This is a genomic window from Sunxiuqinia sp. A32, from assembly GCF_052690465.1.
In genome coordinates this window covers 186,328-199,634 of record NZ_JBQYLI010000007.1, presented here as the reverse complement: position 1 = coordinate 199,634, position 13,307 = coordinate 186,328, and the positions used below count along the sequence as shown (strand labels likewise).

Sequence of the window (13,307 nt, the reverse complement as noted above, 5' to 3'; positions counted from 1 at the left end):
AATAAGTCCCTTCATTTAGTTGTTCAGATCAATCGCAAAAACCTGAACTATCTAAATTTAGACTTTTTTCTTGAAATATTCTTGTCAATTATTAAATTAGCTTTAGAATAAATTGCATATTAATGTAGTTTTGTAATGAACAAATTGTAATTAATGCAATTTATTTTTTTGTTAAAACCAATCTATCAACGATTCTTTAAGAATGAACAAGGTATTACACTTACTATTAGTGATATATTTTAGCATTGGATGTTTCCAGACGAATGCACAGCAAAATGAAATTATTAATCGTCCAATTGAAGAGATAATCAAGCCATTTGGAGAAAGCAGTCTTTTTAGTGGGACGTTGTTGGTGGCTAAGAATGGAGAGGTCATTTTTAAGAAAGCATACGGGAGTGAAGACCTCGAAAACGACAAGCAGAACTCAATTCATACAAAATTTATCCTAGGTCCAACTACTCAGATCTTTACCTCAGTCTTGATTTTTAAAATGATTGATGAAGGAAGTTTGAGTCTTGATTCCAAACTGAGTGAATTTTTCACGGGTTTGCCTGATCAGCTATCTCAGGTTGCAATTAAGCATTTGCTGAATCATACTTCGGGGATTCAAAATTATTATCAAATGGAAGGTTGGTCTGAAGGTAAATTTGATCAGGGCATTAGTGATGATGATTTTATCAACGTAATAGAGCAAATGCCTTTGCTCTTTGATCCTGGAACAAATTATTTTTATTCAAATGCTGGTTATTTTCTATTAGCAAAGATTATAGAAAAAGTAAGTGGAAAAGTTTATAAACAGGTTCTGAATGATTTAATTCTTCAACCTCTCGAAATGGAAAATACAGGAATTGTCGAAAATATGGGAGAAATTTCTGATTTGTCATTCGGATATTTCTTGTCATCAGAAGGGCTTAAGAAACAACCGGATTTAAATCTGGCTTTATTCAAAGGGACGGGTAATATTTATTCAACAGTTGATGACTTCTACAAGTTAGACAGCGCACTTTATACTGACCAATTATTGTCGGAGTTGAGTAAATCTATCTTATTTGATCCCTCAAATAATTATGGTTGGAAAACAAAAAATTTTACGATTACTGGTCACACGGGGGAATTGATGTTGCACGAGAGTAGTGGCGAGACGGATAGTTATAGTTCTTTAATCACAAGGTTTCCAAATGAAAGGCATACTATAATTCTATTAGGAAATACAGGAACCGGTCAATTAGTGAAAGAGAAAATTGTGGGCGAGATTTCTAAACTATTGTATGATATTCCAATACTCGATTCGAAAAAAGATGTAATGCCATTAATAGCAAAATCTCTTTTACGGGGTGATCTTGATGCAACAATTAAAAGAATTGTGTCTGTCAATTATCTCTTTGATGCGGAAGAAAAATTAATCAGTGAATTTGGAAATCAACTTTCCTGGTATGGAAGAACGAATGACGCAATTAAAGTTTTTGAATTAAATGCCCAATTGTTTCCAAAGTCATCCGGTGCGCTATTTCAGCTAGCTGAAAAATATAAGGAAAATAATCAATTAGATAAGGCAATACCTGTTTATGAGAAGGTACTGGATTTTTATCCTAATAATACGTATATTCTGAATATAATCAATCAAAACAGTCCTTAGTAAATGGATTGTGTCTTTATGCGCTGGAAATTTGATTAGTGATAATTTTTATATTAGAAGATAGAGATTATAGTCTAAAAGTTTATGAAAGAGAATTTCAATTATAGATATGACCCGAAGACCCGAATATTATACAAGAAATATTTTGGTATTATTAAGATTACGGATATACATTTATCTTGGGAATACGCCATTGAGAATAAACTGATACCAAAGAATATTCGAGGATATATATTAGACTATAGAGAAGCGTCATTTGCAATCGATATGGAAGAGTATACACAAATATCAGACTTTTATCGATTGCATCTTGAGTTATTCCAAAATATGAAGATTGCAATAGTCACTGAATCTCCTAAGGATATTGTAATTCCTACCTTAGTACAAAACGAGGATGATGGTTATTTATCCAGACCTTTTTCAAGTATTGAAGCTGCAATTAAGTGGGTGTTATCATAAAAAAGCCCTAACCATTGCTGATTAGGGCTCAATAAGAATATCTGGAATCTTAGTTTTCTGAAATCCATTTAGCAATCCAATCACCAACCTCAGAGGTTTTATATGATTTGTCTTCAGCGATATCTTCTGTAACAACCCCTTCTGACATGGAAGCAGCAACTGCGTCACGGATTAATTTGCCTTCGTCCATTAAATTGAACGCATATTCAAACATCATCGCTGCTGAAAGAATCGTTGCAATTGGGTTCGCAATGTCTTTTCCTGCCGCTTGTGGGTATGATCCATGGATTGGTTCAAACACTGATGTATGAATCCCCATTGATGCAGATGGAAGTAATCCTAAAGAACCTGTAATCACACTTGCTTCATCAGTTAAAATATCGCCAAACATGTTTTCTGTAACCATCACATCGAAGTTTTTAGGCCACTGGATAATTTGCATCGCTGCATTATCAACAAACATGTATTCTGTAGTTACATCAGGATAGTTTGGAGCCATCTCCTGAGCTACTTCTCTCCAAAGTCTTGAACTTTCAAGAACGTTGGCTTTGTCAACCACAGTTAGTTTCTTGTTTCTTTTTAGTGCGAATTCGTAGCCTAATTTAAGGATACGTTCAATTTCTTCGCGGGTGTATGTACACGTATCAAATGCTGTATTCCCGTCGTCTTTGCGCCCTTTCTCACCAAAATAAATACCACCGGTTAATTCACGGATAGCAACAAAATCAGCTCCTTCTACTAACTCGCGACGAAGTGGTGATTTATGCAGCAGCGATTCGAAAGTTTCTACGGGGCGAATATTGGCATATAACCCCAGTTTTTTGCGCATCAAAAGAAGTCCTTGTTCCGGGCGGACTTTGGCTTTTGGGTTATTATCAAATTTTGGATCACCAATAGCACCAAAAAGTACTGCATCTGATTTCATGCACAATTCGTGTGTATTGTCAGGATAGGGTTCTCCAACTTGATCGATGGCAGTTGCACCGGTTAAACCATGTTGATATTCCAATTCGTGATTAAATTTTTCAGCAATAGCTTTTACAGCTTTCATCGCCTGTTCAATAATCTCAGGCCCAATTCCGTCTCCTGGGAGAACAGCAAGATTTAGTTTCATTTTTATGTTATTTCAATTTTTGTTTATGAGCATGTTTTTGCTACCGAATAGAGCATTCTTTTACTCTCTACCATTTTTGAATTATGACATCCAACTTTTTGACAAACCCCTAAACAATGCGAATATGATTTCTCTGAAGATGTAAACAATGTTAACATTTGATTATCACAAACGTAGCAGCTTGAATATACCGGTAGTTTTGCATTGCATTCCGGACAAAACATTTCAAGTAGGTCTCCGTTTTTTAATTTGATATCAATGGTAATTTTTGAATAATCTCCAAATTTAGGGCTCAAGGCCAAAAAGCCTTCATCGTTGCCATTCCGTTTTACCTTTACCTTAATTCCAGGGTGCTCGCAAAAATGCATGTTTTCATCAATTAATGAATGTCCGTTAGGACAGAAGCACTCTTTTAAAACAACTTGACTTTTTTGTTTTTTTGGACGCCTGGCAAGGCGAAAAATCTTGTTTTTTGGAAAGTGTATTTTCCCTTGGTTGGTAAATCGGTTCATGGCGTATCAATTTTTATGTGTTTGTATGTTCCAATAAATTTAACATCCGTATGGTTGCTTTTATGGCAGCCGCAGTTTGGTCAGGGTCGAGTCCGCGTGTTTTAAATTCGCGATCCATTTCCCATAGGATAACTGTTTCAACTAACGCGTCAGTTTTTCCACCAGGAGGAATAGACACCGTATAGTCCAAAAGTTTAGGGAATGGCTTCTTTAGTCTAGTATAGATGTTTTTCAATGCATTCATGAAAGCATCATACTGGCCATCACCAGATGCACTTTCTTCGAAATTTTTCCCATCAACTTTAATACTGACAGTTGCTGCCGGTTTTAATCCCATCGCATGAGACAGGGAATAATTGTTGATGTGAATTCGTTGTTCAAGACTTTCGTGAAGAACATCAGCTACAATATACGGCAAATCTTCTGCAGTTACGGTTTCTTTTCTGTCTCCAAGCTCAATAATACGGTTTGTTACCTTTTTTAGAGCGTCAGGAGTCAGCTCAATGCCGATGTCTTCTAAGTTTGCTTTAATGTTAGCTTTTCCTGAAGTTTTTCCTAGAGCATATGTTCTTATCCTTCCAAAACGTTCAGGAAGCAGGTCATTAAAGTACAAATTGTTCTTATTGTCGCCATCTGCATGTACGCCACTACACTGTGTGAACACAAATTCGCCAATCAATGGTTTATTTGTAGGGATACGGATTCCTGAAAAAGTCTCTACCAGTTTCGAAACCCTGTTTAGCATGGATTCATTTACCAGGGTTTTCATATTTAAATGATCTTTGATCGTTGCAATGACACTTGAAAGTGGAGCATTCCCTGCACGTTCACCCAAACCATTTACAGTGGTGTGGACACAACGAATTCCAGCCTTAATTGCATGGAAAACATTAGCAATCGCAAGATCGTAATCATTATGAGCATGGAAATCAAAGTTTACACTTGGATAAGATTCTATCATTTCTTTACAGAATTCATAGGTCTCGTCCGGATCTAGGATTCCAAGCGTGTCCGGAAGCATGATTCTATTGATGTTCATGTCCTTCATTTTTGAGACCATGAAATGAACGTAATCTTTAGAGTTACGCATTCCATTTGACCAGTCTTCGAGATAGACATTTACCGAAATGCCAAGTTCTTCAGCGTAATCTAATGACTTCTGAATATCAGCAATGTGCTCTTCCGGAGTTTTTCTAAGTTGCTGAGTTACGTGTTTGTATGAACCTTTACAAAGTAAGTTCAGAACTTTACCACCGGCATCATTAATCCAGTCTATTGAGATTTTTCCATCAACAAATCCAAGTATTTCAATCTTGTTAAGATGTCCGTTGTTGTTAGCCCAATCCATAATTCGACGGGCAGCATTAAACTCTCCCTCAGAAACTCTGGCTGATGCAATTTCAATGCGATCAACCTTAACATTCTCAAGAAGAACTTTAGCTACACTTAGCTTTTCTGTATCAGTAAATGAAACTCCAGAGGTTTGTTCACCATCCCTCAGTGTTGTGTCCATTATACTGAGCACATCGGTTTGCACCTCAACTACTTTCCCCGTCATGATTGGTTATTTTTATTTTTCAAACGCTTCAATTTCAGCTTTCATATCTACAAGAAAGTCGATATCATCTAACCCATTTTGCAGACAATGTTTTTTATATGGATTAATTTCAAATTCTTCAGACTTACCGGTTGCAGCAATTGTAAACGTTTGTTTTTCCAAATCCACCTCAAATTCAGTAGTTGGATCAACCTCTATTGCAGCAAATATTTTTTCAAGGAAAGCTGGTGTAACAACAACAGGAAGTAATCCATTGTTCAAGGCATTTCCTTTAAAAATGTCGGCAAAAAAGCTGGAAACAACCACACGGAAACCATAATCGTAAATTGACCAGGCAGCGTGCTCACGACTTGAACCACTACCAAAGTTCTTGCCGCCAACTAGAATTTTCCCAGTGTATTTACTATCATTCAATGGAAAATCAGCAATTGGTTGATTGCTTTTATCGTATCTCCAGTCACGGAAAAGATTATCTCCAAATCCCTTACGTTCCACTGCTTTTAAAAATCGAGCTGGAATAATCTGGTCTGTGTCAACATTCTCTATTGGCATCGGTACCGCTGGAGATTTTAAGGTTATAAATTTATCGTAGGCCATTTTTATTTATGATTTATTATTTTCTACTTATTATTTAATTGAATTGATTTTCTTGATGAAATGAAAATAGACGTTAATTCAGATGCTTCTTTTATCAGCGGATCAGAAATACTTGAGTGAAGAATATTTTCTTCAGAGGCAAATTCCAACCAAAAACCGCATTCGTCTGCTTCTTCGATAACAATTGATAATTTTGCAGTAAATGCTGCTTTTGAATGAGCTAAATTGGCAGCTCTATAATTTGCTGCGACTGATGTTGAACATCTTATCAATTGCCCACTGATATGACTGCCAAGCTTACTTCCTTCCAATGAAACAGCATCCTTGACACAATTGTGCGCGAACAGTTTTGTCCTATTTTCAAGAATCTGCTTATTCATATATCATCAATAATCATTCATCAATAATCAATTACATTAGTTCGCGTGGGTCGGTTACAACACCGGTTATAGCAACAGCTGCTGCAGTAAGAGGGCTAGCAAGCATGGTGCGTGCACCAGGACCTTGACGCCCTTCAAAGTTTCTGTTAGATGTAGCAACTGCATATTTTCCTTCAGGAATTTTATCATCATTCATCGCTAAACAAGCAGAGCATCCAGGCTGGCGAAGAGCCATTCCTGCTTCTTCAAATATTTTATCCAATCCTTCAGCAAGAATTTGCTTCTCAACTGCTTTTGATCCAGGAACTAACCAAACATTAATGTCGGCAGCTTTTTTCTTTCCTTTTACAAAATCAGCAAAAGCTCTGAAGTCTTCAATGCGTCCATTCGTACAACTTCCTAGAAATACATAATCAACCTTTTTCCCTTTTAAGGCTTCACCTGGTTGGTAATCCATGTACTTCAGTGATTTTAGGAAAGTCGTTTTATCAGTACCTTCTAAATCGCTTCCGGTAGGAATTGACTGAGTTACGCCAATACCCATTCCTGGGTTCGTTCCATAAGTAATCATTGGCTCAATGTCAGCTGCGTCAAAATGATACTCAGTATCGAATTTAGCACCTTCATCAGTTTTTAATGATTTCCAATATTCTACAGCTTTATCCCAATCAGCATCTTTTGGAGCGAATTCACGTCCTTCGATATAGTTGATTGTTGTCTCATCCGGAGCAATCATTCCACCACGAGCACCACTTTCAATACTCAGGTTGCACAAGGTCATTCGACCTTCCATGCTCAAACTGGTAATTGCAGAACCTGCATACTCAATAAAGTGGCCAGTTCCACCACTAGTTGATATTTTTGAAATAATATAAAGTGCGATATCCTTTGCAGTTACACCTTTACTTAATTCACCATCAACGGTAATTTTCATTTTCTTGGGTTTTGGCTGCATAATACATTGGCTGGCCAATACCATTTCAACCTCGCTGGTTCCAATACCAAAAGCGATAGCTCCAAAAGCTCCGTGAGTTGAGGTGTGACTATCACCGCAAACAATGGTCATGCCTGGCTGGGTAAGCCCCATCTCTGGTCCAATAATATGAACAACGCCATGTCCTTCAGTTCCCAATCCGTGATAGGTAATCCCGTGTTCTTTACAATTTTTTTCAAGCATTTCTACCTGATTGCGGGAAAGCTCATCTTTAATGCTTAATTCCTGATTAATTGTAGGAACGTTATGGTCCGGTGTTGCAGTGGTTTGATCTGGACGGAATACTTTCAAACCGCGATTTTTCAATCCTAAAAATGCAACAGGGCTTGTTACCTCATGTATAAAATGTCTATCGATATACAAAACATTGGGACCTCCTTCAACATTTTTCACAACATGTGAATCCCAAATCTTATCAAATAAAGTTTTTGCTTCCATAATAAATTTAAAATCTTGTCGACCAGTGTTTGCTGGTCCTGTATTCTATGGTATTTATTTTATTTACTGTACCGGAATTTTATTGATTCCGTCCAGAAATGCTTCTACTGATGCAGTGATGATATCAGTGTTTGCTCCAAATCCATGGAACATCGTGCCGTTAAAATCAATTTGCATATGAACTTTACCAACATCGTCGCTGCCATGATTGATCGCTTGCACTAAAAATTCATCTATAGTAACCTGTCTGTGGATAATTTGTTTAACTGCATTAATCGCTGCATCAACTGGTCCGTTTCCTGAAGCCGAAGCATCAAACTTTTCACCAGAGATATCTAAAGTCACATTAGCCATTGGTTTCAATGTTTTGCCAGAGACTACCTGCAAGTGTTCCAGTTTAATACGTCTTTCTGTTCGGGTTGCATCACCAACTAATAAAGCAACATCGTCGTCACGTATCTCTTTCTTTTTATCAGCTAATTTCAAGAACTCTTCATAAACTTCATCCAATTTAGATTTGTCCAATTCGAAGCCCAATAACTCCAGGCGGTGTTTCAATGCAGCACGTCCACTGCGAGCTGTCAATAAGATTGAAGATTCATTGATACCCACATCTTTTGGATCCATGATTTCGTAATTCTCACGATTTTTTAACACACCATCCTGATGAATACCTGATGAGTGAGCAAATGCATTTCGTCCAACAACAGCCTTGTTTGGTTGTACCGGCATGTTCATCAGATTCGAAACCATACGGCTGGTACGATAAATATTTGTTGTATTGATGTTGGTGTCAATGTTCAATACCTGGTAACGACTTTTCAGAGTCATTACAACTTCTTCCAAAGATGTGTTACCGGCACGTTCTCCAATACCATTGATGGTCACTTCAGCTTGGCGGGCACCATTCATAATACCGGCAATTGTATTGGCAGTAGCCATTCCAAGGTCGTTGTGACAGTGTGTGGCAATGATTGCTTTGTCAATGTTTTTAACATTGTCAACCAAGTACTTAATTTTTTCTCCGAATTCGTGAGGCAAACAATATCCTGTTGTATCAGGAATGTTTACGACTGTTGCACCAGCTTTAATTACTGCTTCAACCACACGCGCCAAGTATTCATTCTCGGAGCGTCCCGCATCTTCAGCGTAGAATTCAACGTCTTCAACGTACTTCTTCGCATATTTAACCGCTTCAACAGCACGTTCTAAAATCTCATCAGGGTTCGAGTTGAGTTTGTGGTGAATGTGGTAATATGAAGTACCAATACCTGTGTGAATACGCGGTTTTTTCGCGAATTTTAGGGCATCAGCAGCAACTTCAATATCTTTCTTTACTGCACGGGTTAACCCGCAAATGGTTGGCCATGTTACAGCCTTTGAAATTTCCACAACCGATTCAAAATCACCAGGGCTTGAAATAGGGAAGCCGGCTTCGATCACATCGACGCCTAATTCCTCCAATGCTTTTGCCACCTCAATTTTTTCAACGGTGTTTAATTGACAACCAGGAACTTGTTCTCCGTCCCTTAATGTGGTGTCAAAAATGTACAATCTGTCGCTCATAACGCAATGATTTGATTTATTTTTATTTAAAATTTTTCGCATCAAAAAAGCCATTCTCATTTGAGAATGGCTTTATGTCTATTTTTATACTTATTTACTCCATACCATTCTCATTACCGCATCCAAAGTAGAATACCGAGTAGAATACCGAGAATAGAAATAGAGCTAATTTTGATCATGTCTTCAATGATTTCCTGCAAATATGACAATTTAATTTTAAAATGAAAATTAAGTAGCCACTTTTTTTACAATCTTTAATAAAAAGATACAATTGTCTTAATATAGTCAGTGCTAAATAATTTCAAATTTAAAACACGCTAAGATGAAAATAGTTTAGCATTATTGTAATGAAAATAGCACTCAACCGTAATACTTGAAACAAACAACAATTGCTAAGCACCCATGACACAGGCGGATTTTGAAAACATAATTTTAGGGATGAAGGAAAATTTGTATCGATTTGCATTAAGTATCCTTGGTTGTTCAGATGATGCGCAAGATGCTGTTCAAGAGGTTGTTCTTCGGTTGTGGAACCAACGAAAACAATTAGATAAAACAAAAAATATTGAAAGTTTTTGTATGAGTGCAATTCGGAATTATTGCATAGATACTCTGAGAAAGAGGAAACAACAAGAACAATATATTGGAAATAACAATCACAATGATTCGGAACTTCCAGTGCATGATACAAAAGATCTTGTACATAAAATTAGGCACGAATTGAACGGATTACCTCTACAACAGAGGATCGCGGTGGAACTGAAAGATTTTCAGGGGTACGAATATCAAGAGATTAGTGAGATGTTGAATTTGCCAGTAAATGCAATAAGGGTGAGTGTTTCCAGAGGGCGTAAACGATTATTTGAAATTTTTAAGGAGGAATTAGCATATGAATAGTCAGAAAGATAATATGGATGATTTTCTCAATGGTTTAAAATCATTGGATGATACGATTCACGATGACAGTCAAGAGTTGGCTGATTCTGAGTTTCTAATATCTTATAAAAAGTTGATCGATTCTTCCAAAGATCAGGGCATTCCTGAATTTGATCCTTTCAGGAAAATATCGCAGCGCAAGGCAACGCGCAAATTGAAAATGAAGCGAATTTTTTATAGTTCGGCTGCGAGTATATTATTGGCTTTGTTGATCGGATTTTTATTTATTGAAAAGCAAAACAGAAATTCAGAGATGGCTGCTCTCACCGAAGCACAATTGGTGGAACTAAATGAAAATACAGTATATGCATTAGGTACGATGTCTCAACAATTAAATTCTTCCCTTCAGCATCTCGACCAAATGCAAGATTTGGAAAAGCCATTCAAAAGTTTGCAATAACCAGGAATCAATAATACAGATAACAATAAAAAACGATGAAAATGAAAATTAAATTAGTTCTTATTTTGCTACTGGCTAGTGTTGCCGCGTTTGCTCAGAATGGTTCAATATCGATTGATGAATCGATTGATTTGATCAGAAAACAAAAGGATGTAACTTTTTTTGAAGTTTCAAAAGAGATGTTTCAAATGCTCTCAGAAGCAAAAAATATTTCTCCAGAACTAAAGACGTATTATAGTCAGCTCACAAAAATTAGAATGATTGAGGATAATAACCGTAATTATGAAGAAGGTAATACGGATGAGTTTTATAATTCATTTTTAGAACAAACTAACCTGAAAAATTACACGCTATTAATGGTTTCAGAGGAAAGAAGAGAAAAAATTTCGTTCTTTAAACGTGAAGGATCAAATGATGAAAACCAGTTTCTGTTGCTCACTAACAAATCTATTATTTATGTCTGTGGAAGCATCGATTTAAAATCGATACACGAATTTCAGATGATCATGCAAGTTGCGGGCAGCGCTTTTGGACATTAAAAGCCTTAGCGATTATTTTACTTAGTTGGATTGAAAGCTCAATAATTTATTAATTTTGGAGTGTTGTAGAAGTACAACATTTGACAATGATTAAAGCTGCCGGTAATGGAGACGCACCAAAACCGGCAGCTTTTTTTTAGCACATTCGTTGAATAGATCTTTTTCTTGCAGACGTAAGGGCGATTTTCTTCAGTTATTGATGTTGAGTAAGTATAATCTTGTTATAAACGCTGACATTTAAACCGCCTCTTTTCGCCGGTTCCCAATCAGGAATTTGAGCCAGGATTTTTTCATATGCAGTATTTATTTCATTTGAAGCAGAACTTTTGGCAATATGTGCATCTCTGACTTTACCATTTTTACCAACAATAAAACTGAGAAGTATTTCATATTCACTTTTTTCGAAATCGATGTCAGGATACTTTTTATATTGATTTTTCATCCATATGCTGAGGCCTCCTTGTGTGAATTTTGCTGTTTCATTGACGTCTCCAGCAAAATATATGAGATCATCGGAATTTGGTGTTGACTGGACAATCCAGTAACTGTGATCAAGCGCTTCACGGACCTCATCGATACGGCTTAGTGGAATCGATTCATCAACTGAAAGGAAAATCCAATCATTATTGCCTGAATTATACCATTCCTTCCCCTTTTTAGCTATTTCCTGCAATGAGCACAGCTTGGCATCAATATAATTACCGTCCTTTTTAATTTCAATTGTTCTTTTAAACTGATCATATTGACCGGTTTGAGCTTGAATTTCATATACCGGATAGATTGTGTTCTCGGCGGTATTATGCTGGACCGGTGCTTCATCTGCCTTTTTGCCGAAGGCCATAAATACTAGTCCAAGCACGGGAAGGAAGATCGCCACCTTCCATCGCCATGCGGTACTGATTTTTTGCTTGTTGATCATAGTAATACGTTTTTTAATTTGACAATGATTAAAACTGTTTGCAAGTGCGAACTTCTGATGTCCGACACTTTTTCTAATAATTAATAATTGATATTGAGTTGCATCAATTCCTAACTGAAGAGTGTGCTGATCTGCCTGAAATTCATGAATTTCTTTTAGATCACGTGCCATCCGGTATACCAAAGGATTAAACCAGAAAACAATTTTTACAATTTCCATGATGATGAGGTCGATAAAGTGCCTCATCCGAATATGCGATAGTTCATGAGTAATGATTGCTTCAGAATTGGTTTCAAAATCATGTTGAGATATCAGAATATAATGACCAAATGAGAATGCCGGAATGTCATCACAGATAATCATCAAATGAATTCCATCAACTGTCGTTCTTGTGGCTTTTCTAAAAAGTAGTAAAACTGAAATTATGCTGTGTGCCAAAATTCCAAGCATTACCAACACACCGAATAGGTATAGGTTTTTCAAAATGCTTGTAGTGGAAATGTGTTTTGCTTGAATCGTTTCAGGTGGTGCAGCTGATGATTGGGTTATGTCTGTTGAGCGGAATAGCTGCAGTGGTTCATTGATCGAAGTAATATCCTGATTCGCAATATTCAATTCTGATTTTGTTATCGATGAAGTAAGTATTGGCGATTGTAAAAATGGAATAATTACAGAAATCAATACGAAAAGAATTAAAAGGTATCGACTGAGTTTGAAATAGGTCTCATTTCGCATCAATACCCGGAATGCCACGTATAGAATGCTTAAACTGGCAGTTGATTTGATTAGTAGTATAAATAGGTTATTCATTTTTTTTGTTTTTTTGTTCTTCAACCTGGCGGATTAATTCTTTTATTTCTTCGGTTGTTATTTCTTGCTCTTCAACAAACATCGAAACGACTGATGCATAAGACTTATCAAAATACTTTTTTACAATTTTATTAATCGAAGTCTTGCTGAATTCTTCCAGCGAAATTTTTGCATAGTACCGATGGGTATTTCCAAATTGCTCATGTGCTAAAAACCCTTTCTCTTCAAGTCCTCTGACTATGGTGGAAATGGTATTGTAGTGCGGTTTTGGGGAGGCAAGAAGGTCTACAACTTCTTTAACAAATAGTGGTCCTTTGTGCCAAAAATGTTCCATTATTTCCTCTTCTCGATTTGTTAAATGTTTCATGGTAAAAATATTTTCATCAAATATAACTATAAAAATTAGTTTTACAACTACTAATTTAGTTTAATAACTATTTGTTGTAGTT

At 36.5% G+C, this 13,307-nt stretch carries 14 protein-coding genes; 5 read left to right on the top strand and 9 right to left on the bottom strand.

The annotated features are described in order from the left end of the window. The first annotated feature begins 202 nt into the window (after window positions 1–202). On the top strand, window positions 203–1,636 hold the full coding sequence (locus tag ACUNWD_RS09585; protein ID WP_445587579.1) for a serine hydrolase: 1,434 nt from the start codon (window positions 203–205) through the stop codon (window positions 1,634–1,636). A 327-nt stretch (window positions 1,637–1,963) separates the two neighbouring features. Then, a complete protein-coding gene (locus tag ACUNWD_RS09580; protein ID WP_445587578.1) occupies window positions 1,964–2,095 on the top strand; it encodes a hypothetical protein in 132 nt (43 codons plus the stop codon). Between the two features lie 49 nt (window positions 2,096–2,144). On the opposite strand, the gene leuB is transcribed toward ACUNWD_RS09580, so the two are convergent. From leuB to ACUNWD_RS09545, 7 genes are all read right to left on the bottom strand, one after another. After that, window positions 2,145–3,209: a 3-isopropylmalate dehydrogenase gene (gene leuB / locus ACUNWD_RS09575; RefSeq protein ID WP_445587577.1), complete on the bottom strand. Its 1,065-nt coding sequence runs from the start codon at window positions 3,207–3,209 to the stop codon at window positions 2,145–2,147. Window positions 3,210–3,232: 23 nt separating this feature from the next. Further along, window positions 3,233–3,721, bottom strand: a complete 489-nt coding sequence (locus tag ACUNWD_RS09570) for a hypothetical protein (RefSeq protein WP_445587576.1) — start codon at window positions 3,719–3,721, stop codon at window positions 3,233–3,235. Between the two features lie 13 nt (window positions 3,722–3,734). Further along, window positions 3,735–5,279 (bottom strand): alpha-isopropylmalate synthase regulatory domain-containing protein, encoded by a 1,545-nt coding sequence (locus ACUNWD_RS09565; RefSeq protein WP_445587575.1) that lies wholly within the window; start codon window positions 5,277–5,279, stop codon window positions 3,735–3,737. A gap of 12 nt (window positions 5,280–5,291) precedes the next feature. Then, window positions 5,292–5,876, bottom strand: a complete 585-nt coding sequence (leuD, locus tag ACUNWD_RS09560) for a 3-isopropylmalate dehydratase small subunit (RefSeq protein ID WP_445587574.1) — start codon at window positions 5,874–5,876, stop codon at window positions 5,292–5,294. Between the two features lie 23 nt (window positions 5,877–5,899). Further along, the gene (locus ACUNWD_RS09555; protein ID WP_445587573.1) at window positions 5,900–6,256 is read right to left on the bottom strand and encodes a four helix bundle protein; all 357 of its coding nucleotides are present in this window, start codon (window positions 6,254–6,256) and stop codon (window positions 5,900–5,902) included. 31 nt (window positions 6,257–6,287) lie between these two features. Next, window positions 6,288–7,688, bottom strand: a complete 1,401-nt coding sequence (gene leuC / locus ACUNWD_RS09550; RefSeq protein WP_445587572.1) for a 3-isopropylmalate dehydratase large subunit — start codon at window positions 7,686–7,688, stop codon at window positions 6,288–6,290. A gap of 63 nt (window positions 7,689–7,751) precedes the next feature. Then, window positions 7,752–9,254 (bottom strand): 2-isopropylmalate synthase, encoded by a 1,503-nt coding sequence (locus tag ACUNWD_RS09545; protein ID WP_445587571.1) that lies wholly within the window; start codon window positions 9,252–9,254, stop codon window positions 7,752–7,754. Between the two features lie 402 nt (window positions 9,255–9,656). Between ACUNWD_RS09545 and ACUNWD_RS09540 the strand changes: the two genes are divergently transcribed. From ACUNWD_RS09540 to ACUNWD_RS09530, 3 genes are read left to right on the top strand one after another with little or no spacing between them, the layout of a single operon-like run. Then, complete coding sequence (locus ACUNWD_RS09540) at window positions 9,657–10,151, top strand: RNA polymerase sigma factor (protein ID WP_445587570.1); 495 nt, start codon at window positions 9,657–9,659, stop codon at window positions 10,149–10,151. Continuing rightward, window positions 10,144–10,590, top strand: coding sequence for a hypothetical protein (locus tag ACUNWD_RS09535; RefSeq protein WP_445587569.1), 447 nt, complete (start codon window positions 10,144–10,146; stop codon window positions 10,588–10,590). Before ACUNWD_RS09540 ends, ACUNWD_RS09535 begins: the two co-directional genes overlap by 8 nt. Before the next feature lie 41 nt (window positions 10,591–10,631). Then, window positions 10,632–11,129, top strand: a complete 498-nt coding sequence (locus tag ACUNWD_RS09530; RefSeq protein ID WP_445587568.1) for a DUF4252 domain-containing protein — start codon at window positions 10,632–10,634, stop codon at window positions 11,127–11,129. Window positions 11,130–11,322: 193 nt separating this feature from the next. Here ACUNWD_RS09530 and ACUNWD_RS09525 read toward each other — a convergent pair whose 3' ends face one another. Further along, window positions 11,323–12,858, bottom strand: coding sequence for a M56 family metallopeptidase (locus tag ACUNWD_RS09525; protein ID WP_445587567.1), 1,536 nt, complete (start codon window positions 12,856–12,858; stop codon window positions 11,323–11,325). Further along, window positions 12,851–13,225, bottom strand: coding sequence for a BlaI/MecI/CopY family transcriptional regulator (locus tag ACUNWD_RS09520; protein ID WP_445587566.1), 375 nt, complete (start codon window positions 13,223–13,225; stop codon window positions 12,851–12,853). The genes ACUNWD_RS09525 and ACUNWD_RS09520 overlap by 8 nt, the downstream gene beginning before the upstream one ends. Window positions 13,226–13,307 lie beyond the last annotated feature (82 nt).

Excerpts from the sequence above, each read along its gene's own strand:
- ACUNWD_RS09585 (WP_445587579.1), top strand. The coding sequence starts at position 203 with ATGAACAAGGTATTACACTTACTATTAGTGATATATTTTAGCATTGGA.
- ACUNWD_RS09580 (WP_445587578.1), top strand. The coding sequence starts at position 1,964 with ATGAAGATTGCAATAGTCACTGAATCTCCTAAGGATATTGTAATTCCT.
- leuB (WP_445587577.1), bottom strand. The coding sequence starts at position 3,209 with ATGAAACTAAATCTTGCTGTTCTCCCAGGAGACGGAATTGGGCCTGAG.
- ACUNWD_RS09570 (WP_445587576.1), bottom strand. The coding sequence starts at position 3,721 with ATGAACCGATTTACCAACCAAGGGAAAATACACTTTCCAAAAAACAAG.
- ACUNWD_RS09565 (WP_445587575.1), bottom strand. The coding sequence starts at position 5,279 with ATGACGGGGAAAGTAGTTGAGGTGCAAACCGATGTGCTCAGTATAATG.
- leuD (WP_445587574.1), bottom strand. The coding sequence starts at position 5,876 with ATGGCCTACGATAAATTTATAACCTTAAAATCTCCAGCGGTACCGATG.
- ACUNWD_RS09555 (WP_445587573.1), bottom strand. The coding sequence starts at position 6,256 with ATGAATAAGCAGATTCTTGAAAATAGGACAAAACTGTTCGCGCACAAT.
- leuC (WP_445587572.1), bottom strand. The coding sequence starts at position 7,688 with ATGGAAGCAAAAACTTTATTTGATAAGATTTGGGATTCACATGTTGTG.
- ACUNWD_RS09545 (WP_445587571.1), bottom strand. The coding sequence starts at position 9,254 with ATGAGCGACAGATTGTACATTTTTGACACCACATTAAGGGACGGAGAA.
- ACUNWD_RS09540 (WP_445587570.1), top strand. The coding sequence starts at position 9,657 with ATGACACAGGCGGATTTTGAAAACATAATTTTAGGGATGAAGGAAAAT.
- ACUNWD_RS09535 (WP_445587569.1), top strand. The coding sequence starts at position 10,144 with ATGAATAGTCAGAAAGATAATATGGATGATTTTCTCAATGGTTTAAAA.
- ACUNWD_RS09530 (WP_445587568.1), top strand. The coding sequence starts at position 10,632 with ATGAAAATTAAATTAGTTCTTATTTTGCTACTGGCTAGTGTTGCCGCG.
- ACUNWD_RS09525 (WP_445587567.1), bottom strand. The coding sequence starts at position 12,858 with ATGAATAACCTATTTATACTACTAATCAAATCAACTGCCAGTTTAAGC.
- ACUNWD_RS09520 (WP_445587566.1), bottom strand. The coding sequence starts at position 13,225 with ATGAAACATTTAACAAATCGAGAAGAGGAAATAATGGAACATTTTTGG.